Source organism: Chloracidobacterium sp. (genome assembly GCA_016716305.1).
Lineage (GTDB): Bacteria > Acidobacteriota > Blastocatellia > Pyrinomonadales > Pyrinomonadaceae > OLB17.
In genome coordinates this window covers 619074-644255 of record JADJWP010000002.1, presented here as the reverse complement: position 1 = coordinate 644255, position 25182 = coordinate 619074, and the positions used below count along the sequence as shown (strand labels likewise).

The following is a 25182-nucleotide window of genomic DNA, read 5'->3' as shown; positions in this document are numbered from 1 at the left end:
CTCAAATCTCTTTGAGCGCTTCGAGAGCCGCAAGCGCAACCTCACGATCGTCAAAATGAAACTTATCGCTGCCGATGATCTGGTAGTTCTCATGACCCTTGCCGGCGATGATCACGACGTCTCCGGGAGACGCAAGCGAGATCGCTTTGTTGATCGCCTCGCGTCGGTCTGAGATCGACAAATACTCGGTACCGGTCTCCTTAAGTCCAGACTCGATCTCATCCATTATCTTCAGCGGATCCTCCGTTCGCGGATTATCTGACGTTATTATGGCAATGTCACTGTGGCTGCCTGCAGCGCGGCCCATTGGCTTTCGTTTTGTTTTGTCACGGTCGCCGCCACAGCCGAAAACGGTTATCACGCGGCCTTTGGTTAGCTCCTTTGCCGTCCTCAGTGTATTTAGCAATGCGTCGTCGGTATGGGCATAATCAACCACGACCGCAAAATCTCCATCGTGCTGCACACGCTCGAACCTACCCGGAGCGCCGATGCATTTTGAGAGCCCGTTGACTATGTCCTCAAGACTGTAGCCGAGCTCGAGCGCCGTCGCCGATGCGGCGAGCATGTTATAAACATGAGGGCGGCCAACGAGCGGGGAGATCACGGTCCGTTCTCCCTCGGGAGTCTTCAAAAGAAACGACGTCCCTTTTAACAAAGAAACCATGACGTTTTCAGCCGTGAGGTCGGCAAAACGACGTGCGGCATCTTGCGAAATTGTGACTACCCTCTGTCCCGCAGCTTTCAGTTCGTCCGCTAGCCGAGAACCCCATTCGTCGTCGATATTAATTACACTCGACGCCGGTTTTTCTCCGAGCCTTCCGTCAAAGAGCTTTTTCTTTGCATCGAAGTAGTTCTCCATCGTCAGATGGTAGTCGAGGTGATCCTGTGTGAGATTCGTAAATACAGCGATCTTGAACCGGAGCCAATCGCAGCGATGAAGGTCGATCGCCTGCGAGGAAGCTTCCATAGCTGCAAAGCCGCATCCTTCGTCCACCGCATGTCTGAGGAAGCGGTTGGTGTCGCTCGCTTCGGGCGTTGTCCGGATCGCTTCTTCGGATCGTTCGCCGATCCGGTATTCAACCGTCGTCAGCATCGCGGATTTTACGCCCGACGCTTCGGCCAATGCGTAACAAAGATATGTCGTCGTAGTCTTTCCATTAGTTCCCGTAACGCCAACGAGGTCGAGTTTGTGCGATGGGTGGCCATTAATTATTGACGCGGACTTTGCCAATGCGACCCGGGCATCACTAACCTTCAACCAAATCCCTTCGAAAGCCTCCGGCGGATCGTACTCCGAGATTATGCCTGCGGCTCCGCGACGCATGACATCTTCAATGAAACGATGGCCGTCGACGGTCGCTCCTTTGATCGCAACGAAAAGCGTGCCTTCGCGGACTTGACGCGAATCGTGGGTAACGTCCGTCGTCCTTGAAACCGTGGAACCGTAATGAATGGCTCCGAGGTCGTCAGAAAGGGATCTTGAGTTAGTTTCTTGTATCGACAATTTTTATCGGGTAGAACTTGGATTCGAGAAGAGGATTATACGATAGATGGCATTTTCAAACGAACATCGCAGCAGAAATTTCGTATAGTAGTCAACGACGGAGGTTTGGACATGAATTTTATTAAGGTCATTCTTGCAATACTCGCACTCGTGTTCGGAGTTTTTGCGGTCTTCTGGCTTCTTGGAATTGTTTGGTCGCTGCTGGGTTATGCGTTCTGGATCGGGCTCATTGCAGCGGTCGGATACGGAGGCTATCGCCTTTTCAAGCGACTCGAGAGTAATGCGTTGGGTTCGGGCTCGGCATACGGCGAGATCGAGGACCGCGATTTCAACATGTCGTGGGAAGAATACGACCGCAAATACCTTAACAAGTAAGTGGCTAGACATTTTCGGCATCATTGGCTAAATTCGATATTGCCGTAGCCGGATCTCTTGCCGAGGTGGCGAAATTGGCAGACGCACTAGACTTAGGATCTAGCGTCGAAAGACGTGCGAGTTCGAGTCTCGCCCTCGGCACCAAGTTCAAGGCCCGTTCGTGGACGCGCGAAGATGACGCCCTTCGTCATTTTGCTAAATGCGATGTTCGCCAACGGGTTTTTTTGATTTTCAGGTTATTCGACTTTTGCCCGTCGCTTGGTTATCCTCTTGTTTGATAATAGACTTATTCTCAGGCAATTAATGAAAAGCGAAATAAAAGAGATCTCTCCGACACAGCGTGAACTTCATATCGAGGTCGACGCTTCGTCGCTTAAGGACGCATACGGCAAGGTCAGCCAGCGCTATGCAAAAGGCGCTTCTGTTCCTGGTTTTCGAAAGGGGTATGCTCCGCTTGATGTAATTCGCGTCCGTTTCAAGGAAGAGATCAAGCAAGAGGTGCTTCAGTTTCTACTTCCCGAAAAGGTGACCGAGGCGATTCGTGAACATGAACTTCAGCCGCTCGCCGAACCTCATTTACATATTGACAACGTTGAAAATGTTAAAGTAAATGGTTCTGAGTCGATAAAACTGCACGTACATGTCGAAGTGATGCCCGAGGTGCCGATGCCTGATTACAAAGGGATCGAGGTGTCGCGTCAGATCAAGCCCGTTGAAGAAAAAGAGATCGAAGACCTGATTGCAAACCGCCTTGGCCAGGAGGCAGCGCTCATTCCGGTCGAGGGCCGCGCATCAGCGATCGGGGACACGGTAATCGCGGATCTGGAAGGTACGTTCGCCGATGATCCGGAAGGTCAGCCGATCACCGCTTCGGATCTTGAGGTCAAACTTGGCGATGAAATGATCGAGAGTTCCTTCACCGAAAACCTGATCGGCGTCCGGCCCGACGAAGAAAAGGAATTCACGGTGTCTTATGCAGAGGATTTTTCTTCTCAAGCACTTGCGGGCAAGACGGTTCATTATAAAGCGAAGATCAAATCGGTCGGCTTGATGGAAACCCCCGAAGCTAACGACGACTGGGCGAGGAGCCTGGACGAGGGTTACGAATCGATGGCCGATCTCCGCAATAAGCTGAGAGCCGATCTCGAGACCTATGCAAAATCGGATGCCGACGCACGAATTCGCAATGTAGCCATCGCTCGATTGATCGAATCGCATCCGTTTGAGGTGCCGAATACTCTTATAGAGAATCAGTCGCGAAATCTGCTAAACAATTTCGCACAGGACCTGCAGCAGCGTGGTGTAGATTTGAACAAGGTCGAGAATGATTTCATCCAGATGGCGTTCTCACAGATGCGAACCCAAGCAGAAAGAGATGTTCGCGGGGCCATGCTGTTGGACAAGGTGGCCGAAGCTGAAAAGATCGTCGTCGAGAATGACGAGATCGATGATGAACTCGCGAAGATCGCGGAATACTATCGAACGTCACCCGACGAGGTTCGTGCGACGTTGGAGAAACAGGGTGGTTTGGGCACGATCGAGAACAACCTGAAGACCCGCAAGACGATCGAAGCGATCATCGAACACGCAAACGTCACAGATTCACCATGGGTCGACGAAAATGCGCCCGAGCCGGTTGTTTCGACCGAAAAGCCGAAAAAGTCGGCGAAGAAAAAAAATGAGGCATCCGCTGATGCAAAGCCCGAAAGGAAGAGGTCGGCAAAGACCAAGTAGCGTTTTCGGGAAGAAAGATGAGGCAATTGTTCAATGCCTTGCAATTTTCATGAATCTGTGTAAAATCTGCAATCGGCCGTTTTTACAATAAGTTATCGTTTAAGAGTTAAGCCACTACTTGAACGAAAGTCCAATCTGAGAGAAACAATATGGCGTTAGTTCCAATGGTCGTCGAACAAACCTCCCGCGGTGAGCGGGCGTTCGACATTTTTTCACGGCTGTTAAAGGACAGTATTATCTTTATCGGTACGCCGATAGACGATCAGATCGCGAATTTGTTGGTCGCGCAATTGCTTTTCCTGGAGGCCGAGGATCCCGAACGTGATATCAATCTTTATATCAATAGCCCCGGCGGATCGATCACCGCGGGTATGGCTATCTACGATACGATGCAATTCATCAAGAACGATGTGACGACGATCTGTGTTGGCCAATGTGCTTCGATGGGTGCTCTATTGCTCACAGCCGGAACAAAAGGAAAGCGCTTTGCGTTGCCCCATTCGCGAATCCTCATACATCAGCCATCGGGTGGAGCGACCGGACAAGCGACCGACGTTCGCATCATGGCCGAAGAGATATTGAGAATGCGAGAGATGACGTCACGGATCCTGGCTCATCACAGCGGCCAGTCTTTCGAACGGGTCGAGCTCGATGTCGAACGTGATCGTATCCTTTCGCCGATCCAGGCCAAAGAATATGGGCTTATTGATGAAGTGATCGAGCATCGGGAAAAGTAAGGTAGTGGTATCGTTGCAGTACCTCGAGGTTCGAAAGTCGCCGCGACGGTAGCCCGGTTTCTCTGAAATATGGCAAATTTCCGCAGACCCGAAGAACTCCTTTGCTGCTCGTTTTGCGGCAAATCGCAGAACGACGTCAAGAAACTCATCGCCGGTCCCGGCGTTTACGTTTGCAATGAGTGCATCGATATCTGTAACGAGATCATCAATGATGACGAACAGACCGCGACGGCGGCAAATCGGGCGAACTTGCCAAAGCCGCAGGAGATCAAGGCATTTCTCGATGAATATGTGATCGGTCAGGACGAGCCTAAAAAGCGGCTCTCGGTCGCCGTATATCAACATTACAAACGCCTCGAACTCGCGAAACGCCGCGGCGAGATCGAACTTCAGAAGTCGAACATACTTCTTATTGGGCCTACTGGAACAGGCAAGACTCTTCTCGCTCAGACTCTTGCCCGACAACTAAGCGTCCCTTTTTGCATTGTCGACGCGACTAGCCTCACCGAGGCTGGTTATGTGGGCGAAGACGTCGAGAATATTCTTCTCAGGTTGCTTCAGGCCGCTGGGAATGACGTCGAGCGTGCTCAACAAGGCATCATCTATATAGATGAGATCGACAAGATCTGTCGCAAAGACGACAATCCGTCTATCACCCGCGATGTTTCGGGCGAAGGCGTTCAGCAGGCATTGTTAAAGATCCTCGAGGGAACGGTCGCGAACATCCCGACGGGCGGCGGGCGCAAACACCCGCAGCAGGAATTTACCCAACTTGATACTACCAATATCCTTTTCATTTGCGGCGGTGCATTTATCGGCCTTGAAAAGGTCATTGAAAAACGTTTTCGCAATAAGTCGCTCGGATTTCAGGCTGATGTCAAATCGAGCAAACAGCGTCGCAACGAGTCTTTCAGCCTGCTTGAGCCTGAGGACCTGATCCATTATGGCCTTATCCCGGAATTCGTTGGCCGCCTTCCCGTGATCGGGACGCTTTCCGAACTTGATGAAGACGCGCTTATCAAGATCCTAACTGAACCAAAGAACGCTCTTGTCCGTCAATATCAAAGGAAGTTCGAGTTCGACAACATCAGCCTTAAGTTCTCTGAGGGTGCGTTGAAAGCGATCGCCCAGCAAGCCCACAAACGTAAGGTCGGAGCACGCGGATTGATGATGATAATGGAAGAGATATTGCTCGAGTCGATGTACGTTCTTCCGTCTGAGAAAAAGGTCAAGGATATTTTCATCACACGCGAAATGGTCGAACGTAAGACGCCGGTCTTCGACATCGTCGCTCCGATCGATCAGGCCGCGTAGGTGTCTTGTACGCCGAATGGCAGTTCTTCGAACCTTGTTATCCGACTTTAAGTCCCTGCAACAATTAGCTTCTCTCCGGTTGTTCGTTTTTGCCGGAGACGTCCAGTGAATGGCTCTCGTCAAACGACGAGATCGATTTGTCTGTTAGTCGCAATCTATCGAGGTGATCCAATGCAAAGATCGTATCGAGCTTTTGTGTCTTTAACCCTATTCGCGCTCCTCCTTTGTTTTTCGCACATCGCGGCCGATGCCCAATCAGAAGAAAGAGAGGCTTTCGTCGGTTTCAAGGGCGGATTCAGTTTGCCTAATTTGGTTAGCGGCGATGAACAGGAGATAACACGTGATTACAAATCGCGGCTGGCTCCAAATTTTGGCGCTTTTGCAGATGTTGGGCTTACAAAACGAGTCTCCATTCAGATCGGGATTGATTATGCGCCCCAGGGCGGCAAGCGAGACGGGATTCAGCCGATAACTCAGCCACTGCCCGGCCTTCCGCCGTTGCCGCCAGGAGCATTCTACTTTGCAGATTTTGAGAACACGGCAAAACTCGAATATCTCGAAGTTCCTGTAATGTTCAAATATACATGGCGTCGCGAATCAGGCCCTGAGCCGTACATAAACGGCGGACCGTATACCGGTTTCCTGTTGAAGGCGACGCAGGAGACTCGAGGATCGAGTACGATCTATGTCGATCGAAATGGGACTCCGCTATTGATACCCCCGACAAACCAACCGCTTCCTCCGATCCCATTCGACGCCGATACCGATGTGATCGAAAGCCTTAACCGAGTGAACTTCGGAATTACCGGTGGTGGTGGTGTTCGGTTTCCCTATAAAAAGGACTACCTCTTTATTGACGTTCGGGCCTCGTATGGCCTGACGACACTTCAAAAAGACACAATAAATAACGGCAAGAGCCGGACAGGTAATCTCGTGATTTCATTTGGCTATGCTTTCAAGGTGAAAGGAAGATGATACGTATTAACTAACTCTTGCACGAAACAAAAAAAGACAGCACGGATGCCGTCCTTTTTCATAACGAATTGTGGTACACCCGGCATGATTCGAACATGCGACCCCTTGATTCGTAGTGTCCAACGGCGAGTTTTTCATTGTTCGTTTTAGTTGCGATAAGTCGCGTTTCGTGCCGTAAATTCGGGCATTTCGCGGCTCTAGCCTTATACTCTGTTTCGGTGCGTTACAGTCAGTTTTGGCAAGTTCGGTTCCCATTTGGTTCCCATTTTTTAGCTATACAGCACCGCACCGAGCCGGGCGGTCGCGTCCTTCTGCATGCTCGGCAGCACATGCGAATAAGTGTCCAACGTTAAAACGATCGAGGCGTGTCCAAGGCGTTCGGAAACGATCTTGGGATGCACACCATCGGCGAGCATCAACGTCGCCATTGAATGCCTTAGATCGTAAACGCGAAAGCCCGGAATAAACACCTTTTCATCGTCGACCGTTTCATAATGCCCGAGCCCGGCGGCTTCGAGTATCCGGGCAAAGTTCCGCGTCCTTATATTCTTAAGATCGAGCGGCCCGCCGAAGTCATTAGCGAAAACCAGATCGTTCCGATCGTATTCGCTGCCGAGGCGCATCATTTGTTCAAGTTGGGTGGTCCGGTGATCCTTGAGCTTCGCAAAGATCTCACGGCTCATTGGAACGCATCGGCGAGACTTCGCGGTTTTCGGCTTTCCGAAATACCAGCCGCCGCCTTTCGTTTTTCTGCGAACGAGTGTCCGCTGTACCGTCGCAGTATTGTTTGCAAAATCGATATCAGCCCATTTCAACGCAAGGTACTCTTCCGGACGCATACCGCTCTCGAGTGCGAACATGAAGAGCAGGGACAACCGATCGGCTTTAGCAGCGGCCAGGAACCGTTTAGCTTCGTCGGGCGAGAATGCCTTCATTTCCGCGTGTGACCTTTGCGGAAGGTCCGCACCGCTGCATGGATTGACGGCTATCAGCCGCCACGTGATCGCCTGGGCGAATGCAGAGCGAAGGATCGCGTGAACATAGCGCACGGTCCGCGGCGAACGACCGGCAGCCGTCAGATCAGAATAGAGCCGCTGAATATCCAGAAGCCGCACGTCGGCGAGCTTACGAGCACCGAGGGCCTTCCGGACGTACAGGCCGAGCAGATACTTGTAATTCTCGAAGGTGCTTTCGGCGAGCCGCGGCTTCGCACTATCTGCGAGCCATCGATCCAGATACGCATTGAGCGACTCTGCGGAAGGCTGAATGAACGTCCCGGTGTCTTTCTCGGTCAGTTTGTCGCGAAGGTATTTTTCGGCCGCTTTCTTCGGGCCGTGGATCGTCTTGTTAAAGGTGATCCGCTTGCCGGCGGCATCGGTTCCGAATGTGATCCGAACTCTCCATGTATTAGGCCCGCGTTTCGATATGTGACCTGCCATTATTTGAGACCTCGCTGACGTTTTTTTCGATAGGTCGCCCCGCATTTTGCCGAGCAGCATTCAGCATGACCGGATTTCGTGAAAAGCCGGGTTGCGAAGAACGCCTTACGACATGTCGCGATCGGGCATCGCTTGAACCGCCGTGGATCCAGGCCTTGCAAGTCGTTGATCCGGTGCCCAGGTTGAACCTTTAGCTTCGGCGGGTTTTCGAACCCGTCGCTTCTTTCGCTCAGCAGTTCGCACGGAAGGCTGAAAGTCCCGGTGTGCCGGAGGCCGCCCCAATAGATTAACTGCCTTCTATTGTCAGGATCCCGGCCAACCGATTCGACTCGCTCGCCTCTTTCTTTAGCACCTAAATCAAGGATGGCTTCGATCATCGACCGAAACTGACGAAAGACAAAGAGCTGATTTCGAGCGTTCTGCAATGTCAATGAATTGTTGGTTATGAAGTCGACGAAGGCGGGAAACTTTTCGAACCGCCGCAACCATTCGCGAATCGCGGATATGGGCTCGGCGACAAGCACCGGGTCGAAGGTGTCAATACCGGGCAAAATCTCTCCGGGATCAAGATCGGACGGCAGTAAATTCACGATCTCGAGGAAAAAGCTCGCCCGCTCTCGTTGTTCGTCTACTTTCATACAACGCGAAAATGTGACTGCAGCCACGGATGTCACACTTTATATTAAAACTTATCCGTTGAAGTCAGTATACAAATGTTGTTATTCTCGCGTCAAGCACTGATTAGGCGAAAACGGAACATAACAGAAAGTGTGACATTTTAGGAGACTTAACTCGATATGGTTGTTGAAAAGAGACTTGGTAATGCGGATGAGGTCGCGGAGATCCTTGGGATCCCGAAGCGAAGCGTATATGAGCGGTCTCGTTCTGGGGCCTTTGACGGTTTTCTGGTCGTGCTCGGTGAGCGTCAGTATCGCTACGATCTACTCAAGCTCGAAGAGTTCATTCGGAACGGCGGCTTGCGTGGTGCCGCGGCGACGGATCAATAACAGTGAAAAAGGCCCGCGGATGCGAGCCTTTCATGTTTCGAATTTCTTGCCTTGCCCGGCCTCGAAACGATGTCTGCTACTTTACCACAATCGGAGCTTCTAAGCGCAAAGTTTCCTCACCCGCCATGCGGCCGGCGGCCTTCGCCGGTTCCTGCCTTTCGGAGGTGTCGCGCGTGAAGGTTACGAAGGTCGAGCGTGAGCATCTATCTAATTTTCTGAAGATTTCAAAAACGATCTTTCGGGACACACGTGTGAGTTGGAAGGCTCGTGGTTTTTTTGCGACGGTCATGTCCCTCAGCCCGAAATGGCGTTATTCGATCGAGGGCCTTGCAGCATTAACGCCGGGTGGACGGGATGCTGTTTACGCGTGCTTCAATGAACTTATCGAAACCGGCTATGTAAAACGCACCGCTATCCGAAAGCAAAACAAGATCGTCGAATGGGAATACATAATTGATGAATTTGGCGGCTTAAATGCTCTACTTACGGAAAAAGCGGAAATAGACGAAAGCCCGATAAACACACTACTTACGGAAAAGCAAGATGTAGGAAATCAAGATGTAGAAAAGCAAGAAGTTGCAGATTCGCCACAAGAGAATCTTAAACCTAAATTGATTACTTATTCAGAGGGAATCGGGAAGCTTTCGGATTTTGAACAGCAAGTTTGGAGCAAAGCCGAAGCCAAACTACAAGCCCGGATCAATGCGATTTCGTATCGCGATTGGTTCGCAGGTCTCCGGCTTGAACGGATTGAGGGCAACACGATCACACTTGCAGCCGATGCCTATACAGCCGACTGGCTGCAAAGAACCTATTTGAAAAACCTTGTCGAAGCATTCGAAGCCGGCGGGGTAGCAGATCCGGAAATTTTGTGGAGGGAAATTTGATGTTGGAAAGGGAAAAAATAATTGCAATCGAAAATTTCGCCGATCTCAAGGCATTGACGGTCGTCAACGCATTTTTGCTGCAATCGTTGCTCGAGATGATCGGTGTCAAGCCGGAACCATTGATCCTTGCCGTTGAGAAAATGAACATGGGCCTTGGCGATTTGTTCGAGAATGAATTGCGTAAGAAGTGCGGTCTCGAGCCTAGGACCGAGACACGGCAATCAGTTCGGGAAGTTCTTGATCAAATGTCAGTCGATTGGTCGAAGATGGCCGAGAATTAAGAGGAGGATTGCGATGAGCGACGATACCAAATTCCCGTTTCTCAGATCGGAAAGCGATTCAAATCCGGAGATCGTCCGGGTGTTCGAAAGCCTTGCGGACTATTTTTTCGGCCTGCAATTGATGGTCGCGCCATTGATCCAGGAGTATCTGCAATCGTTGCCTGAAGATGCCCGACAGGAATTCATCAAGCGTCTTGAGAAAGAATGCCGGCCGAATCACATCGAGTGGTTGAAAAGGCTCGTCGAAGGCGAAGACGAGTGGCCTTCGCGCTTCGATTGATCTTCGCGAAGACGGCCGGCGGCTACATGGAATCCATTCCGTCTCTAGTCGATATGTTGAAACTTCGCGAATACGCCGCGGCCTGGCCCGGCTGCTGGACCGCGGCATCATTCATTAGAGCGCTCTTTCGTTCGCGGGTCCTTCCTGGCCCTTCCTCGCCTGCGGGTATCGCACGACGGCGCTTGGTCAGTAACTGATAAAAATTTCGTGAAATCGTCATCGAAGATATGGAAACCAAACCTTGCACAAAATGCGGATCATCGAAACCGCTCGGAGAATTTCCGAAGGATGCCAGGCTCAAAACCGGGCTCAGTTCCCAGTGTCGGGCGTGTCACGCGATTCGGGCAAGAAGATCATATTTGGCGAACCGTGAGGAACGCCTCGCCAAGAATGCGGCATGGGCAAAAGCGAACCCGGCGAAGATCGCCGAATACAACCGAAAGCGATATTGGGCCGAACGAGGCGAGCCCGGGCGGATAAGCGAAAAGGGGATAAAGCGATGAACATTCTGCAGAAGATCAAAAATCACTTTTGGCCGCCGGTCGAAACGATTCCGGTCGCGGATCCGGAACCGAAGCCGGAACCGAAGCTAAAAGGCCCGAACGGTGATGGATGGTTTACCAGGGCGAACGGGGAACGATTTCGGCCGGTGAAAGGCTTCGCGGGTTCGGGAGTCTTTTTCGATGACGATAACGATTCGTGCGCCGGGCGGCGCCGGGCGGTTCGGTCGTTCAACGATCCATTCAGCGAATGAGATGAACAGCGAGGAACTTCTTCAGCTCCAAAACGACATCCACGAACTCGAATTGACGGCGGGCGAATATTCGCACGAAAGCCCGATCCGGTACGCTTTTCTTGGCTTCGCTGCCGTCCTGAAAACGTCGTTTGAGATTAGTGACAGCGAGAAGCTCCAGATCCTTCTCGAACGGGTGCGAGATATTCAGCCATGCACGCGGGGCTTTCTTGTCGAACAGCTTCCTTTCGTTCGCGATGAAGGCCGCCGCCTGGTCACCATGGCGATCGACGGCGGCCTGATCGAAACGTACACCGAACAAACGAGCGGACGGCCCGCAAAAATGCTCAGACTCCCGTAAATAGGCTTTTTGCGGAGATCTCACAGTCGACGGCTGTCGTCATGCTACGCTTTCTCGCAGTTATGCAAAGACCATACGAAAAGCGAATCTGGGAAAATCGGGACGCGGGTTTTGAGATGCTTCGGTGCCTATACCGGACCGCGAAACAGGACCGAAACGCGGCTCGGCAGGCTCAGGTCACGCTGACCCGGGCAGCTCTTTCGAGTTCGAACCTCGAAAGCGAGAAAATGGGATCTTTCCCGACACCTCGCAGCCTTCGGTATATCGCCGATCTCTTCCGCCGCGAAAAGCTCACGGAAGCGAACCAGGTCCTGGTGCCTTCGACGGGTTCGATAACACCGGCCGCCACAATGACGCTTGAGGGCGACGACAAGCCCGAATTTACGCCGGACTTTGAGCCGGCAACGGTTCGGCTCGGGAAAGCAGCGGTTTTCTCGAAAGCCACCGAAGAGACGGTTGAAGACTCCGTTTCGTTTTCAGCCTGGCTGCGGACGGAGCTGGCCCGGCAACTACTCGTTACGGTCGATAATCAGCTCATTAACGGCGATGGCACGGCTCCGGACGTGCTCGGCCTTCGCAACTGGACGCCGGCGATGCCAACCGCCGCTTCACTGAAAGCAGCGATCTCGGCCGTTTTATCCGCGGGTTTTCAGCCCACGGCGATCTTAATGTCGCCGGACGATTATGTTGACGCTGCGGATGTAGATGAGGCGAACTGGTCCGGCACGTTGTACGGGATCCCGGTGCTCCCGAGCACAGCCATTTCAGACGGCAACGCGATAGTCGGCGATTTTCAAACCGCGACGATCTTCGAGGCCTACGGCCCGACGTTTGAGATCACAAAGTATGATCAAGATGACTTCACAATGGGGCTCGTAACCGCGAGAGCCGATACACGGTTTCTTTTGGCAATTCCGGCAGTCGCCGCATTTTGCGAAGTGTCGGGATCTTGATTTTGACGAATGGCCTTTAACTCCGGCCAGGATGAGCCCGGCGGTATTTTGTTTCCTTTTTATGCCGCCGGGCTTATCAAATATTGAAAACTCAGGCTGAAGCCCTGGAGCCTTTTGAGCGAAAGCGGCCCGTTGGAACAGATCCGGCGGGCTTTTCAATACAAATAAACCTATGAAAACGAAAATTCAGCGAGAGGCCCGGACGATACGCGAAACGTCCGCAAATTGGGAATCGAATTCGGAATCCGGCGACGTCATCAGCACCGAGATCTCGGTGCATTATTATTCACCGACGGTCGCAATGCTCAAGGCACAGCGGATCGAGGCACAGCGGCGGTATGAGCAGGATCCGACCGCGATCGTATGGGTGAGTGAAGAGCTGGAACCGATGCTTCATTCACTGACCGGCCTTCCCGACGGGATCGATGTTCCTTCGCCGATCACGATAGATTGGCTCGATGCCCAGGACATCCGCAATCTGACGGCTCTCCGCGATGCGATCAATCAGGACATGACGGCGGGAAAAACACAGCCCGCGAAGTAGCTCAATGGATCGAGAGCGAAGGTAAAGCGGGCAAGACATTTCCGGAGTATCTGACTCTGGAGATCGCGAAAGAATACGGTCAGCCGCCGCATGAGATCGAGAATTGGCCCCTGTTCTGGTTTCACCGGGCCGTGCTCAAGATGCGGGCCGAAAATATCGCCGCTCGCAACCGCGAAGCGAAGCTTAAGCGAAAGAAATAGGCCGTATGGATTTTAAGCTCAGATATCAGATACAGGCGGACGGACGACAGGCAAAGGCCGAGTTGACCGATGTCGAACGGGCGATCGACCGGATGTCGAAGCGGGCGGCTTCGTCATCGAGCGGCATGGGTGCCGTTTTCGGCGGCAGCCTTGCGGCAGATGCCTTTTCGCGGATAACGGCCGGTGCAGAACAGGCCGGTACCGCCGTATTCAACTTCACTTCACGGCTTGAGCAGTCGCGGATCGCGTTCACGACACTTATCGGCAACGCCGCCGCTACGACAAAGCATCTCGACGACCTTCGCAAACTCGCTACGCAAACACCGCTCAGTCTGCAATCGCTGACATCGATGTCGCAACGGCTGCAGGGTGCCGGGATACAGCTCGAGCGCATCGTTCCGTTGATCCGGGAGATCGGCAACACGGCGGCTGCGACCGGCGAACTTACGGCCGAACGCATGGAAGGCATCAGCCTTGCGTTCTCGCAGGTCGTAACGAAGGGGAAGGTCTCGGCCGAGGAAATGAATCAGCTCGCGGAACGCGGCATCCCGGCCTGGCGGATACTCTCAGAACAGCTTGGCAAATCGGCGGCCGAATTGCAGAAAATGGCAAAGGACGGCGAGCTGTCGGCTGAAGTTCTTTTGCGGGCATTCGAAGATTTCTCGCGGGCTAACTTCGGCGGGGCGATGCAGAAGCAGGCCCAGACCTTCAGCGGTGCGATGTCGATAATCAGCAATATCGCACTCGACACCGCAAGCACCGCATTTCAGCCGATCTATGATGAAATATCAAAATTCTCGTCGAAGATAGCCCAATCACTCCAAAGTCAAAAGGAAGATGTAACCCGTCAGGGCGTTTCGTTCGGCTTCGCCATCGGTGAAGCGATCGGGCAAGGCATCGAGCAGTCAAAGATCGGTGATAAAGGATGGTTCGCCGGTCTGATCAATTCGCTTTACACGATCCCCTATCTCGGCACATTGGCGGCAGACTTTGGCCGTCAGATGGGCGAGGGTATCGCGAAAGGCTTTCAGGACTCCGCCGATCCGTTCAACAAGGAAGTTGCCGGCTTTCAGCGTGAAGAGGAAGCGTTCAACGCCGTCATCGCCCGTTATCGCCGCGAAATGAATCGCCTGCGGGCATTGCAGGCCGGTACACCGGCAAACGCGGCGGCGACACCGCCCGGAGCCAAACCCGCCCGCCCGCCGAAGGACGATTCAGCTCGCAGAGCGGCAGAGGCCGAACGCGAACGCATTAGGATCGCCCGGCAGCTTTACGAAGACCAGACGGCCTATTTTGCGGCTGAGGCCCGCAAGCGATTCGCGATCGTTCAAGAGTATGCCGAGGCCGAAAAGCGTTCGGCCGCCGATGTTGCACGCTTTCAGGAATTCCTAGCTCTCGACACGCTCGAATTCAAAAAGCAAAAACTCGGTGAATACATCAAGAAGCTTGTTCCCGGAACGAATGAACATACTCGAGCATTGCAGGAACAGACGATCCTTGAGCTGGACATCGAAACGCTTCGCTCCGAAAACGCGAAAAGCGAGGCCGATCGGAAAAAGGCGGCCACGGAAGGAGAACGAAAGCTCCACACCGAACGCAAACAACGCTGGAAAGAGCACATCGATTACTTGAACAAGCGATGGGACCTCGAAGGCGCCGAGATGGAACGGAGGGCAGCCGAACGAGCGGCGATCGCCCGCCAAAATGCTGAGGCGGCAATGGCCACGGCTCCCGGTACGCTTTACGGCGGCATAATGTCCGGCCTGGGCAGTGAATTGGTGCCGATGTTCGATGCGGCGACCAACGCAATGCTGACCTTTCAGCAGCGGCTCCAGATGGTTCACCAGGACGTCAATGCGTTTGTCGGGGATGCTCTCGGCGGAATGGTCAACGGTTTGGTTCAAATGGGCGTGGCATGGCTCACAACGGGCGAATTCTCGGCGAAGGCAGCTTTGCAGATGCTCTCGGCTACGGCCTTTAGTATCGCGACTCAGGCCGCGATCAAAGCCGTCTTTGAGGCCGCCGAATCGGTTGCCGCTTATGCCCGCTGGGATTTTGTTTCCGGATCGATGCACGCGGCGGCGGCAACGATGTATTCCACGGTCGCCGTTATCGCCGGTGCCGCCGGTCTCGGACTCGCCCTCGGTGCCCGTGCAATGGGCGGCGGAAGTGGTTCGGGTTCATCTTCCGGCTCGTCGAGCGGTTCATCGTCAAACTACGGCGGATCTTCGCGGCCGAACGAAACGCCCGATCCGTTTTCGCGGGCATCGGAAAATGCGTTTATCAGCGGACGTGATCCTGAAAGGCGAGAACTCGCCGAAGCCGTCGCCAGGCTATCGGAAAAGATCGAGGGAATGAGGCCCGGCGATGTTGTTCGGGTCGGGGTCAGGCAAAGCCCGGGCGTGATCGCAAACGCGGTTGCAGACGATATCGGCCGCAACAGCGGACTTGGTTCGCGCATCGGTCGAAGCATCGGTTTGAAATAAAGATCGCTTTCCGCTGATACATAGAAACCTCGTCGCTGATCATCGGCGGGGTGGAAGGACCTCGACGGCGGAAAAAAGGCCGCGGACTTCGGGTAATGATCCGCGGCCATTATTTTGTTGGTTTCTGCTATGCGGCCGCTTCAATACTCTGCAGCCGTTCCGACTTACGGATTGTTACTTCAACGCGACCGACAATATGCCAACGCCCGGATTGTTTCAGCGGCTCACCGAGTGTATCAACGCCCGGATCAAAATCGACCTCACAGAGCACTTTGCCGCGGCCCGGTCCGTCTTGAAAATCGAGCGAACCAAGCCGCCGAATAATCGACTTTTCTTCGAAAGCGTCGTAATCGAGTACCAGATCGCCTGGCTCAATCCGATCAAGCAGCGCACTCACGCCGAAAATGTCACCCGTTGCGACCTCGCCTGGAGCTTCGTTCTCGCCCGCGATCACGCTCATAAAAAGATCTACATCTTTTAAGCCTAAAAACGCTTCGAGTGCCGGTGTTATCCGCGGCCTTACTTCTTTTGGATTTTCACTCATGATCATTTTTCTCCTTGTAGTGTAAAAGTAGCTACATTTCTCGCTACAGCATTGCATCGGGACGTCTCGAAGCAACGATCATGGCGGTCGTAAGTGGTGGAATGCTTGAGGTCGATTGTCGGTTGAAGTGGGTAAGTAGTTAAACGGTTCCCCGTACGTTCCCAAGGGGTTGAAGTGATGACTTGGGAACGACGCTAAACCGTTGAAAAGGCTGGTACACCCGGCATGATTCGAACATGCGACCCCTTGATTCGTAGTCAAGTACTCTATCCAGCTGAGCTACGGGTGCTCGCAAAAGCGAATGAATAGACTACAAATCTAAACTATATGTGTCAAGTTTCGGCCATTTTAGCGAATGAGTCGAAGCACCGAGTCGATGTACGAACGGTTCATCTCGCAAAATACCCTTGACGCGACCTCGGGATCAGATCCGGATCGGTTACTTCGATCTTGATCGAACGCCATTTGCCGTCACGCGTGAGATTTTTCGGAGCGTATTCGAGCGTATAGAGCGTTCGCAGGTCAGCCGCGACGACTGCATAAAGCCTTCCCATTTCCTCGAGACGATTTATCGTATTCAGCGTTCCGCCGGTCCGATCCGCTACGATCTGCAGCCGTGAGCGTGCCGCCCGGAACATCGCGATCTGACGAGGGGTCGGATCTGCGAGGCGCGCCGGATCGCCCGTTGGCAACGCAAGTGGGTAAATTGTGACGCCCTGCCGATCTGCAGTGTTCAAAACGCTGTTAAGCTCTTCGCTGGATTCGGGTGAAATGGCGTTCGCGATCTGGTCGTCGGTCAAAGGTCCGAGCAGTTCTCGATCACGGTTCTGTACAGACGTATCGACTCCATCAGTAAGAACGACGATCGCCTTTCGACGTGTTTGCTCCTTTGCAAGGCGTTCTAACGCGAATTGCATTGCCCCGTAGAGGCTAGTCTCACCCTGTCCGTTTGCCACCGATATAGATTGGGCAGCGGTTCTACGGTTAGTCGTGAAATCATTCAAGAGATTGATCTTACTATAAAACTCAACGACCGCGACCCGGTCCTCGGGCCCCAAAGCATCCAGGAAACGCGAAGCCGATAACTTGATATTTTGACGAAATCCTTTCGTCGAGCCGCTCATGTCGAGGAGCATTACGACACTGAACGGCGCTGTGGTCATTTCGAATCGCGAAAGTTCTTGTTTGACGCCATCTTCGTAAACGACGAAATTTCGCATCCCAAGGCTCGTGATCGGACGTCCGCGTTGATCGACTACGCCGACATTCAATCGCACAAGAGCCGAGTCGATCCGGATCGGATCGTCGTCCTGTCCACGGATCGCTACGCAGGCGAATAATGGGATCAGCAGGAGAAGTGAGGCGAGCACACGGGCCATAATGAAAATATATCAATCAGACGCGCTAAACAGAAGTCCAGTTGCTTTAGGGATACGGGGACATTTGCCTTAACAACAGGTCGAAATTGGTCTATACTCTTCGTGCCCTAGAACTTTTCAAAATTCGGAACGGATCCGGTGCGTGGCCAGCAAGGCTGCGAACCAAGGTTACGTTATGCTTTACAAGCCGACATATTGCTGCAATTGCGGGGATAAGATCGAGCGGGCCGAGTGGCGCATTTGGGACAGCCGCCGGTTTTGCCAACTTTGTGAGACCGAGCATAAAGCGGGCGACCTTATTCCTCGGGTGATCGTCGGTTTAGGCATCGTTCTCGGCGTTTTCGGTTTTGGGAGTTTTTTTAAAGAAGGCTCGGGGCGACCGGCGGCAGATACACGAGAGAGAATATCGGTTCGGAGCTTGAAACCCGCTGTTCCTTCGTCGACTGATCGAGATAGTGCGAACAGCGATTCAACGACAGTTACACTTTCGGAATCCGGGAATGTGCGCGATCGGACGTCTGAAACTGGTGCCGGATACGATGAGACAGCTCCAGAAAGAAAGCAACAAACGAACATCGGTGGCGTATCATCTCAAGGGGAAGTGTTTTATTGCGGAGCTCCGACCAAAAAAGGAACGCCGTGCTCACGCCGGGTTAAGAAAAAGGGCCGCTGCTGGCAGCATGGCGGTTCGACGTGAAACAATTCGCCAAATGGTCGCATCGCGGGTCGGTGACGGCATTTATTGTTGATGTTTAAGGCGTTTTGTTGGAAAATATTGATTTGCGTTTCTAAAACGTTCACTTCGCCCTAAGACCCCTTGCTCAGATTGAGATGAAACCTCTTGCACAAAACACGATGATCCAAAACCGCTACCTGATCATTCAGATGATCGGCAAAGGCGGAATGGGCGAAGTTTACCTGTCGGTCGACCAGCGGCTCGGTAGTGCTGTGGCACTGAAACGCACGTTTTTTGCCGGCGACGAAATGCTCGGGAATGCGTTTGAACGCGAGGCTCGGATCCTAGCCCGCATGCGTCATCCGGTGCTCCCAAAAGTCAGCGACCATTTTTCTGAGGGCGAAGAACAGTACCTCGTGATGGAGCATATTTCGGGTGACGATCTTGCGAAACGCCTCGAAGTCGCACAGAAGCCGTTTCCGCTGAGTTGGGTAATGTTCTGGGCCGATCAGCTACTGGACGCTCTTTCGTATTTGCACTCGCATGAGCCGCCGATAATTCATCGCGACATCAAGCCGCAAAATCTAAAGTTGACCGATGAAAACCACATTATCCTGTTGGATTTCGGCCTTTCAAAAAGTTCTACTGGCAACACGAACGCCGGAGTCGGGCGTTCCGGAAGCTCGGGTAGCACCGGCAGCGTAGTAGGCTATACGCCGCATTACGCTCCGATGGAGCAAATACGAGGGATCGGCACTAACCAGCGAAGTGACCTCTATTCGCTTTCGGCGACATTGTACCAGCTTCTAACCAATACCGTTCCGGCCGATGCATTGACTCGTGCGGATAGTTTGATCAACGGTGACGAAGATCCGATCATACCTCTGAGTCAGCTTAATGCTGAAGTTCCGAAATCAGTTTCGGACGTGATCCTTAAAGGAATGGAGGTGAGCCAGGAGAAGCGCTTCGATAATGCTCGCGAGATGCAGAAAGCACTTCGAAAGGCGTTTGCATCGATGCAGACCGCGATGTCGGCTCAGACCGTTGCGTTCAATATTCAAGAGCAGCAGGAAAAGGCCGCAAATGAACCGATCGCCGCAACCATGGATAAAACTGAGGTGATGCAGTTCGGCGTGCCCGACGTTCCGGGCGAGATCAGCGCGGCCGGAAACGCCACATACACCGAACCTGCGCAGGGCGAGACCGATTTTGATGCAACGATCGCTTTTGATCCCGGCGGCCACAACTCGCTTCCCAAGCAGTCCGATCTGAAGACCGAGGTCTTTCTAGGGTCTGGCGGCTCAACTCCATTCGGCGTCCCCGAAACCCCGAGATATGAGCCGGAGATCAATGTAACCCCGGCCGAATCGTACACGACGGCTAACGAATTCGAGGATTTCAGCGAACCGACGAGATCGGAAACCGCGAGCAACGGTGAGTCGTTCTCACCGGACGCAACGATGCCGATAATCGCCTTTCAGGATCAAAATGCCTCCTCCGCAAATGTTGCCGGCCAGAGCGATTTCTTTACGACGCCTGGATTTAGCGACCGGCAATATGACGATCAGTCCGCAGGCGAACCAGTGCCCGCTGAGGTCGCCGCGCAGTCTACTTCGTCTGCGTCCGTTGTCCCGGCAGCAAAGGTTACTGCGAAAAAGAGCTCGACCGGCAAGATAGTGGCAATTTTTGCTGGGCTTTTTGCAGTTTTCATTCTCGCATTGGGTGGGATTGCCGGCGGGCTTTATTACTACAACAACTATTACGCGGCCACTGTTCAAGACGAGCCGACCCCGACGCCGGAGCCGACCTTTGAACCGACTCCCTCACCCGAACCGACGATCGATAACACATATGGTTCGAACCTGAATTCGAATACTCAATCGGAGTCGAACTCAAATTCGAATTCGGTGAATCAGAACTCGGATCTTCGGGTCGAGCCAACGCCGGTCGCGACTCCGGAATCCGCCGATCCGAGGCCTCGTCAAACACCGGTACAACAAGGACCGGCGGTTAGGCCTACACCTACGAGACCGGCTCGTACACCTTCACCGGTGCGTCCCACCCCGGCACCAACGCGTGACAGGACCATCATCCTGCAATAAAGATATCGCCGAGAAGCTTGGAATTATGAGAGTGAAGCTTTCCAACATAACGTTTACCGTCGCCGTCCTTGCAATTCTATTCGCGATCGCCGCCCCGGGGCTTATGGCTCAGCAGCGTCGTGAAAATCAGCGAGCTGCGGCATTATTTCAGGAAGGAAGCCGGGCTTACAATCAGAAGGACTATCGTTTGGCGATCGACAAATACGCGATGTCGATCGCACTCGCGCCCCGAGTCGCCTCATCGCGGTTTTGGAAAGGCCTGGCGCACATGTACACCGGCGATTATGAGTTGGCGTTGAACGAACTTACTGCCGCTCTCGACCTGGGTTACGAAAAGCCGATCGATATCTATTCGAACCGCTGGCGGATACATTTTGCTAACAAGAACTATGAAGCAGCGATGGCCGACGTTAACAGCGGCCTCGCGATCGATGCCGCCAATCACGAGCTCCAGATCGCCCGCGGCGATATGAGTTTTGTTAACAAGAATTATCGTGATGCTTTGGATGCCTATCAAAAGGCACTTGTCCGAACCCCGAACAATGCAGAATTGTACCTGAGTATTTCTAAGTCCTACTTCAATCTCAGGGACACAAAGAATCAGGTCGGTTCCGCGCAGGAAGCGATCAACAAAGGCACCCGTTTTCCGGGCGATGCGTTTCTCTTATTAGCTGATGGTCATCAAAAGCTCGGGAACATCACGCAGGCGATCGCCGCGTTCGAGAGCGCGAAGGCGGCAAACCCGAAGAACTATGAGATCTATCGAAGTTTGGCCGATCTTTATCGTTCGCAGAACAGGTTTGATGAGGCGATAAAGACTTCGCGAAGTGCGCTTGCGGTTTTTGGGAACGACGGAAATATTTTTACCGATCTGTCGTGGTATTACAGTCTTGCAAATCGCCATGAAGAAGCTGTGGAAGCAGCCAAAGCGGGCATCAAGCTTTTGCCCGATCAGTACATGGCCTATACGAATCTTTGCCGTGCCTATAACGATCTCGAAAAACCTGAACTGGCGATTCGCGAATGTAACAACGCCCTGCGTCTGAAGCCCGATGACGGCGAGACGTATTTCTACCTCGGCCGCGCTCACGACATTCTGAACAAGCCGGCCGATGCTACGCGATATTACAAACGCGCGGTTACCGGCCTTGAGGCATATGTGAAGGAGCGTCCGGACTACTCGGATGGATTTTACCTTCTTGGGAATGCTTACTTTGCGGACAATCAGCGTTCGAAAGCGATCGAGGCTTACAACGAGGCAATTCGTCTGGCTCCTTCATTTGCGAGGGCACGTTACAACCTTGGTAGATTGCTGGTGGTCGAAAAAGAAAAGGGGCTTGCGACGATCCAATACAACGCTCTGACGGCGATCGATAAAGGACTCGCGGCGACGCTTAAGGCCGAGATCGACAAGCTGCCCTGACAGGTTTCCGAGATCAACAGGAGGCGGAACAAGACCGGATGTCTTGGACCGCCCTTCTTGTCTTAAGTGAAGATCCCAAGCAGGTCGAGAGGGTTTCCGAACAAAAAATGCGCCAGATTCGGCTGATCGTGCGACCGGTCGTAGCCGACCATTTCGACGTAGGCGTCGCCCTTTACAGGCCGGCCGTTCATTTTTCCGGTCACTCGACAGGCGCCCTCCCAATAAACGATCATCGTCGTTCCGCGCGTGTCGAGTTCCTGTTCTCTCATTATTGGAAATACGTTCAGATCAATTTCGAGTGAAGGCACCTTGACCCGCCATTCGATCGGATATGTCGCACCAGATCTTGAACTCGTCCAGTGGTCAACGGGCGTGATCGTAAAATCCGAATTGGCGAGCGGTCTGACGGAACCGTCGACATTTACGAAAGTTCCGCTTGAGTGCGGCGAGGTCGCACCTTCGCTGTTTCGCAGGTGATAGCACATGAGTTCGCTTTCGTTATCAAGCTGAATCGAGAACCAGTCCCATCCTTTCTGATTCTCGGTCGGGGCCCACGTCCCGAATTCACGGTCCATCCACGCGGATCCCGTGAAATGTTCGGTCTTACCATTGATCGTCAGGTCGCCCTCGGCTTTCATCCTTGTGTAAGAGAAGTAGCGTGAAGCCTCGCCGTGGTCTTTGAACGAAACGCCGTTGTCGCCGTTGAGGACGACCGGCTTTGCCGGGTCAAGAGCGACTTCGAACCTCGTACCGTCGGGGAGAGATGCCGTCAATATGTGCATTCCGGCCGCTTCGCGGGCCGACCAGTCACCGAGCCTCAGGTAATAGTGCGTTTCAGAAGCTGAGGCTTCCGAATCAAGCACGCCGTTCGAACTTTTTCGATGGTCGTATCGGAACGATCGTTCCTCATGATCAGTCAGAGCAAAATGGGCGAAATAAAATGGATTTCCCAACAGTCGCAGCGGCACGACCGCAAATTTGTCGAGATCTGTCCGCCGCTTGAAGAAAACCAACTCGAAACCGAACTTCCGGCCGCTAAGCGTGGCTAAGTGTCCTGTGTAATACCACCATTCGGTCTGCGCGTCAGAGTGAGCGGCAAGGTCCCGAGGCAAAGAGACCGGGTCGTGGATCGTTTCGCCACGAAGCGTTTCAGCCCTGCCGACGACTCTTTCGGCAACGGCCTCAAAAAAATCGGCCGCGGCGACCTCGGTTCGATACAAAAATTGCTGATAAAGACTTTCGTTGCCCATAAGTGTAACGGTAGTAGTTCGATAGATAATAGGCCATCGGATTCATCAAAAAAACGGCACTGCATTTAACACGCCGTGCCGCTCATCACCTTTCTGCCTGACGATCTAAAAAGCAGGCGGATCGCTTTCTGCCTCTACATTAACACTTTGGAGTTTTAGAACGACCCTTACACTTCCAGACCGCCGATCCATCGAGGCGGGAACGAACGGAGCGAAATCCGGGTCGGATTGCAGAGCCTTCTGCAGTTCGACGATCGCCTTTTTGTCGTGAGAGGGTTCGACGACCTCGGCGATCCGTGCAAGGCCGTTCCCGAAAACGTCCGCTACGACAACGACTTCGTCATCGTTCATTTCGCCCCGCATGAGCGAACGCGTCAAGGCTACCAGTGCACCTTGAGGGTTAATGCTTGGCGATTCGCCCGCCACCGACAACCGCGCGTTCGCATATTGAAGCGGTGAAATATCGATCACATCGGGGTTGGTCGAAGCGAGCATTATTTCCGACATCGCCTCGCTGCTTCGCTGCCGTTCAGATACGATCTCGAAAGTCTGTGGCGGCACCAGAAGGAACCATAAAAGCGTGAAACAGATCATGACCGACGCCACCGATCCGACCGCATAGGGAATTAGCCAGGTATCTACCCAATTTCGTTTGCTTTCGATCAAGCGAAATCCAGGAGCAGGAATTCTGATGTGAGCTTTTTCAGCGACAGCCGTTCTGATCGCCGCCAGCGTTCGAGCTGGAATTACCGGACGAGCGAGCGAACGCATCGCTTGGCGGAGTTCCTGCATATCGGCGAGTCGACGTCTGCAAAGCGGGCATTCGGCCAGGTGCTCATCGATCTTTGCAACTTCGGCAGGCGACAGTACATCGTCAAAGTAAAGCGGAAGTTCAAATTGTAGATCTTGACATTTCATCTCACATTCAAGAATCGAATTATATGACTCACTGACCCCGGCTATCCTTTGTTTGCAGAAAACAACGCATTAACGTCTGAAAGATCCGAAACCGTTTATCCGGTAATTCCAATATTGATTGCTGGTCAATTTCAAAAAACCACCGAACTGCAGTCGCTCATATCTCGCATCCTGAATCCGTCATTTTCGACCTCTCGTTTGGCACCGATACGTCTTATTTCAAAGTCCAACCGGGGCGAGTCAGTCATCAATTCAATTTTCAAAAATCACTCAATTTTCGCCGCATCAGCTCGCGGCCTCGGGCGATCCGCGATTTCACGGTTCCGATGTTCATCATCAGCAATGAGGCTATCTCATCGTACGCCCTGCCTTCGATGTCGCAGAGAACTATCACCTCGCGATAAGCCTCGGGCAGTTCGGCGAGAGCCTTGCAGATCGAATTCTCGCGCTCGCGCGAAAGTATCGAAGCTTCAGGGTCTGACCCGGCCGATTCGAGTTTCTCGCCAACCGTGAGCCCATCTTCGGATCGCGAATCCTCGAGCGAGACGGTGTCGTTCCGATGACGGCGTTTCCACCAGCGAAACCTATTGCGAGAATGGTTGATCGCGATCCTGAACAACCACGTTTTCAATTCCGATTCGCCGCGAAAGGACTTGATCGCCTTCAATGCGCTCAAAAAGGTCTCCTGGGTCAGGTCGCCGGCTTCGTCCGGATCCGCGGTCAACCGGTGCAAAAGCGAATAAACGTCGTTCGAGTAACGTGAGATAAGCAGATCAAAAGCTTCGCCATCGCCCGATCTTAGTTTTTCAATGAACTGTCTTTCTGCCGTCGGAAACGCACTCGACACCTCTGCCGCCACAGCGACACTTCCTAATTCTTCGTCGTCAAATGTGATTGACCTGCTGAAGAGCATCTCGTGGTTTTTCCCGAAGGCAAAACGCTTGCATTTCATCCGGCACTCGCGACCGGTGATTACTTAGACACCATTTTGGCTGATTTGTTCCCAATTAGCGAAACTTTTTTTTCCATCGTTTCGATTCACCAGATTGCATCAGCGTTTCCGGACTTTTGTGCGGATTC

25 protein-coding genes and 2 tRNA genes are annotated in these 25182 nt (G+C 53.0%); 17 read left to right on the top strand and 10 right to left on the bottom strand.

The features are described 5' to 3' along the window. Position 1: 1 nt before the first annotated feature. Positions 2-1504: a UDP-N-acetylmuramoyl-L-alanyl-D-glutamate--2,6-diaminopimelate ligase gene (locus IPM28_04775; GenBank protein MBK9172307.1), complete on the bottom strand. Its 1503-nt coding sequence runs from the start codon at positions 1502-1504 to the stop codon at positions 2-4. A 111-nt stretch (positions 1505-1615) separates the two neighbouring features. Between IPM28_04775 and IPM28_04770 the strand changes: the two genes are divergently transcribed. The 6 genes from IPM28_04770 to IPM28_04745 all read left to right on the top strand — a co-directional run bounded on the left by IPM28_04770 (position 1616) and on the right by IPM28_04745 (position 6639). Next, positions 1616-1879: a hypothetical protein gene (locus IPM28_04770; GenBank protein MBK9172306.1), complete on the top strand. Its 264-nt coding sequence runs from the start codon at positions 1616-1618 to the stop codon at positions 1877-1879. 59 nt (positions 1880-1938) lie between these two features. Beyond that, positions 1939-2023, top strand: a tRNA-Leu gene (locus IPM28_04765). 159 nt (positions 2024-2182) lie between these two features. Continuing rightward, a complete protein-coding gene (gene tig / locus IPM28_04760) occupies positions 2183-3613 on the top strand; it encodes a trigger factor (GenBank protein MBK9172305.1) in 1431 nt (476 codons plus the stop codon). 149 nt (positions 3614-3762) lie between these two features. After that, positions 3763-4350: an ATP-dependent Clp endopeptidase proteolytic subunit ClpP gene (clpP, locus tag IPM28_04755; GenBank protein ID MBK9172304.1), complete on the top strand. Its 588-nt coding sequence runs from the start codon at positions 3763-3765 to the stop codon at positions 4348-4350. A gap of 69 nt (positions 4351-4419) precedes the next feature. Then, positions 4420-5664: an ATP-dependent Clp protease ATP-binding subunit ClpX gene (clpX, locus tag IPM28_04750; protein MBK9172303.1), complete on the top strand. Its 1245-nt coding sequence runs from the start codon at positions 4420-4422 to the stop codon at positions 5662-5664. Positions 5665-5859: 195 nt separating this feature from the next. Then, complete coding sequence (locus IPM28_04745; protein MBK9172302.1) at positions 5860-6639, top strand: PorT family protein; 780 nt, start codon at positions 5860-5862, stop codon at positions 6637-6639. Between the two features lie 269 nt (positions 6640-6908). On the opposite strand, the gene IPM28_04740 is transcribed toward IPM28_04745, so the two are convergent. Together IPM28_04740 and IPM28_04735 are read right to left on the bottom strand one after the other, a co-directional pair. Next, complete coding sequence (locus tag IPM28_04740; GenBank protein ID MBK9172301.1) at positions 6909-8078, bottom strand: site-specific integrase; 1170 nt, start codon at positions 8076-8078, stop codon at positions 6909-6911. Beyond that, on the bottom strand, positions 8078-8716 hold the full coding sequence (locus IPM28_04735; GenBank protein ID MBK9172300.1) for a hypothetical protein: 639 nt from the start codon (positions 8714-8716) through the stop codon (positions 8078-8080). Before IPM28_04735 ends, IPM28_04740 begins: the two co-directional genes overlap by 1 nt. Before the next feature lie 159 nt (positions 8717-8875). Here IPM28_04735 and IPM28_04730 point away from each other — a divergent pair, with 159 nt between their 5' ends. The 4 genes from IPM28_04730 to IPM28_04715 all read left to right on the top strand — a co-directional run bounded on the left by IPM28_04730 (position 8876) and on the right by IPM28_04715 (position 10533). Beyond that, positions 8876-9085 (top strand): helix-turn-helix domain-containing protein, encoded by a 210-nt coding sequence (locus tag IPM28_04730; protein ID MBK9172299.1) that lies wholly within the window; start codon positions 8876-8878, stop codon positions 9083-9085. 173 nt (positions 9086-9258) lie between these two features. Further along, complete coding sequence (locus IPM28_04725; protein ID MBK9172298.1) at positions 9259-9972, top strand: hypothetical protein; 714 nt, start codon at positions 9259-9261, stop codon at positions 9970-9972. Next, the gene (locus tag IPM28_04720; GenBank protein ID MBK9172297.1) at positions 9972-10253 is read left to right on the top strand and encodes a hypothetical protein; all 282 of its coding nucleotides are present in this window, start codon (positions 9972-9974) and stop codon (positions 10251-10253) included. Before IPM28_04725 ends, IPM28_04720 begins: the two co-directional genes overlap by 1 nt. 13 nt (positions 10254-10266) lie before the next feature. Then, positions 10267-10533 (top strand): hypothetical protein, encoded by a 267-nt coding sequence (locus tag IPM28_04715; protein ID MBK9172296.1) that lies wholly within the window; start codon positions 10267-10269, stop codon positions 10531-10533. A 22-nt stretch (positions 10534-10555) separates the two neighbouring features. Here IPM28_04715 and IPM28_04710 read toward each other — a convergent pair whose 3' ends face one another. Continuing rightward, entirely contained in the window at positions 10556-10753 is a 198-nt protein-coding gene (locus tag IPM28_04710; GenBank protein MBK9172295.1) for a hypothetical protein, read from the bottom strand. Positions 10754-10760: 7 nt separating this feature from the next. On the opposite strand from IPM28_04710, the gene IPM28_04705 reads away from it, so the two are divergent. From IPM28_04705 to IPM28_04685, 5 genes are all read left to right on the top strand, one after another. Beyond that, entirely contained in the window at positions 10761-11036 is a 276-nt protein-coding gene (locus IPM28_04705) for a hypothetical protein (protein ID MBK9172294.1), read from the top strand. A 180-nt stretch (positions 11037-11216) separates the two neighbouring features. Continuing rightward, a complete protein-coding gene (locus tag IPM28_04700; GenBank protein ID MBK9172293.1) occupies positions 11217-11627 on the top strand; it encodes a hypothetical protein in 411 nt (136 codons plus the stop codon). Positions 11628-11689: 62 nt separating this feature from the next. Next, a complete protein-coding gene (locus IPM28_04695; protein MBK9172292.1) occupies positions 11690-12580 on the top strand; it encodes a phage major capsid protein in 891 nt (296 codons plus the stop codon). Positions 12581-12752: 172 nt separating this feature from the next. Beyond that, positions 12753-13124 (top strand): hypothetical protein, encoded by a 372-nt coding sequence (locus IPM28_04690; protein MBK9172291.1) that lies wholly within the window; start codon positions 12753-12755, stop codon positions 13122-13124. A gap of 205 nt (positions 13125-13329) precedes the next feature. Beyond that, positions 13330-15810, top strand: a complete 2481-nt coding sequence (locus tag IPM28_04685) for a tape measure protein (protein MBK9172290.1) — start codon at positions 13330-13332, stop codon at positions 15808-15810. Between the two features lie 127 nt (positions 15811-15937). Here the strand turns inward: IPM28_04685 and IPM28_04680 are convergent, their stop codons facing one another. The 3 genes from IPM28_04680 to IPM28_04670 form a co-directional block, all read right to left on the bottom strand. Further along, entirely contained in the window at positions 15938-16354 is a 417-nt protein-coding gene (locus IPM28_04680) for a hypothetical protein (protein ID MBK9172289.1), read from the bottom strand. Positions 16355-16566: 212 nt separating this feature from the next. After that, a tRNA-Arg gene (locus IPM28_04675) sits at positions 16567-16643 on the bottom strand. 100 nt (positions 16644-16743) lie between these two features. After that, positions 16744-17733 (bottom strand): VWA domain-containing protein, encoded by a 990-nt coding sequence (locus IPM28_04670; protein ID MBK9172288.1) that lies wholly within the window; start codon positions 17731-17733, stop codon positions 16744-16746. An 831-nt stretch (positions 17734-18564) separates the two neighbouring features. Here IPM28_04670 and IPM28_04665 point away from each other — a divergent pair. Further along, positions 18565-20511, top strand: coding sequence for a protein kinase (locus tag IPM28_04665; protein ID MBK9172287.1), 1947 nt, complete (start codon positions 18565-18567; stop codon positions 20509-20511). A gap of 25 nt (positions 20512-20536) precedes the next feature. After that, on the top strand, positions 20537-21934 hold the full coding sequence (locus IPM28_04660; protein MBK9172286.1) for a tetratricopeptide repeat protein: 1398 nt from the start codon (positions 20537-20539) through the stop codon (positions 21932-21934). Positions 21935-21996: 62 nt separating this feature from the next. Here IPM28_04660 and IPM28_04655 read toward each other — a convergent pair whose 3' ends face one another. From IPM28_04655 to IPM28_04645, 3 genes are all read right to left on the bottom strand, one after another. Then, positions 21997-23184, bottom strand: a complete 1188-nt coding sequence (locus IPM28_04655; GenBank protein MBK9172285.1) for a carotenoid 1,2-hydratase — start codon at positions 23182-23184, stop codon at positions 21997-21999. 105 nt (positions 23185-23289) lie between these two features. Beyond that, positions 23290-24102 (bottom strand): zf-HC2 domain-containing protein, encoded by an 813-nt coding sequence (locus IPM28_04650; GenBank protein ID MBK9172284.1) that lies wholly within the window; start codon positions 24100-24102, stop codon positions 23290-23292. A 259-nt stretch (positions 24103-24361) separates the two neighbouring features. Further along, positions 24362-25054, bottom strand: coding sequence for a sigma-70 family RNA polymerase sigma factor (locus tag IPM28_04645; GenBank protein ID MBK9172283.1), 693 nt, complete (start codon positions 25052-25054; stop codon positions 24362-24364). Between the last annotated feature and the right edge of the window lie 128 nt (positions 25055-25182).

Bases quoted from the DNA above. Each gene is read 5' to 3' on its own strand.
- IPM28_04680 (MBK9172289.1), bottom strand. From the start codon at position 16,354: ATGAGTGAAAATCCAAAAGAAGTAAGGCCGCGGATAACACCGGCACTC.
- IPM28_04645 (MBK9172283.1), bottom strand. From the start codon at position 25,054: ATGAAATGCAAGCGTTTTGCCTTCGGGAAAAACCACGAGATGCTCTTC.
- IPM28_04770 (MBK9172306.1), top strand. From the start codon at position 1,616: ATGAATTTTATTAAGGTCATTCTTGCAATACTCGCACTCGTGTTCGGA.
- IPM28_04710 (MBK9172295.1), bottom strand. From the start codon at position 10,753: ATGACGATTTCACGAAATTTTTATCAGTTACTGACCAAGCGCCGTCGT.
- IPM28_04705 (MBK9172294.1), top strand. From the start codon at position 10,761: ATGGAAACCAAACCTTGCACAAAATGCGGATCATCGAAACCGCTCGGA.
- clpX (MBK9172303.1), top strand. From the start codon at position 4,420: ATGGCAAATTTCCGCAGACCCGAAGAACTCCTTTGCTGCTCGTTTTGC.
- IPM28_04740 (MBK9172301.1), bottom strand. From the start codon at position 8,078: ATGGCAGGTCACATATCGAAACGCGGGCCTAATACATGGAGAGTTCGG.
- IPM28_04690 (MBK9172291.1), top strand. From the start codon at position 12,753: ATGAAAACGAAAATTCAGCGAGAGGCCCGGACGATACGCGAAACGTCC.
- IPM28_04670 (MBK9172288.1), bottom strand. From the start codon at position 17,733: ATGGCCCGTGTGCTCGCCTCACTTCTCCTGCTGATCCCATTATTCGCC.
- IPM28_04730 (MBK9172299.1), top strand. From the start codon at position 8,876: ATGGTTGTTGAAAAGAGACTTGGTAATGCGGATGAGGTCGCGGAGATC.
- IPM28_04650 (MBK9172284.1), bottom strand. From the start codon at position 24,102: ATGAAATGTCAAGATCTACAATTTGAACTTCCGCTTTACTTTGACGAT.
- clpP (MBK9172304.1), top strand. From the start codon at position 3,763: ATGGCGTTAGTTCCAATGGTCGTCGAACAAACCTCCCGCGGTGAGCGG.
- IPM28_04660 (MBK9172286.1), top strand. From the start codon at position 20,537: ATGAGAGTGAAGCTTTCCAACATAACGTTTACCGTCGCCGTCCTTGCA.
- IPM28_04685 (MBK9172290.1), top strand. From the start codon at position 13,330: ATGGATTTTAAGCTCAGATATCAGATACAGGCGGACGGACGACAGGCA.
- IPM28_04700 (MBK9172293.1), top strand. From the start codon at position 11,217: ATGACGATAACGATTCGTGCGCCGGGCGGCGCCGGGCGGTTCGGTCGT.
- IPM28_04715 (MBK9172296.1), top strand. From the start codon at position 10,267: ATGAGCGACGATACCAAATTCCCGTTTCTCAGATCGGAAAGCGATTCA.
- IPM28_04665 (MBK9172287.1), top strand. From the start codon at position 18,565: ATGAAACCTCTTGCACAAAACACGATGATCCAAAACCGCTACCTGATC.
- IPM28_04695 (MBK9172292.1), top strand. From the start codon at position 11,690: ATGCAAAGACCATACGAAAAGCGAATCTGGGAAAATCGGGACGCGGGT.
- tig (MBK9172305.1), top strand. From the start codon at position 2,183: ATGAAAAGCGAAATAAAAGAGATCTCTCCGACACAGCGTGAACTTCAT.
- IPM28_04720 (MBK9172297.1), top strand. From the start codon at position 9,972: ATGTTGGAAAGGGAAAAAATAATTGCAATCGAAAATTTCGCCGATCTC.
- IPM28_04735 (MBK9172300.1), bottom strand. From the start codon at position 8,716: ATGAAAGTAGACGAACAACGAGAGCGGGCGAGCTTTTTCCTCGAGATC.
- IPM28_04655 (MBK9172285.1), bottom strand. From the start codon at position 23,184: ATGGGCAACGAAAGTCTTTATCAGCAATTTTTGTATCGAACCGAGGTC.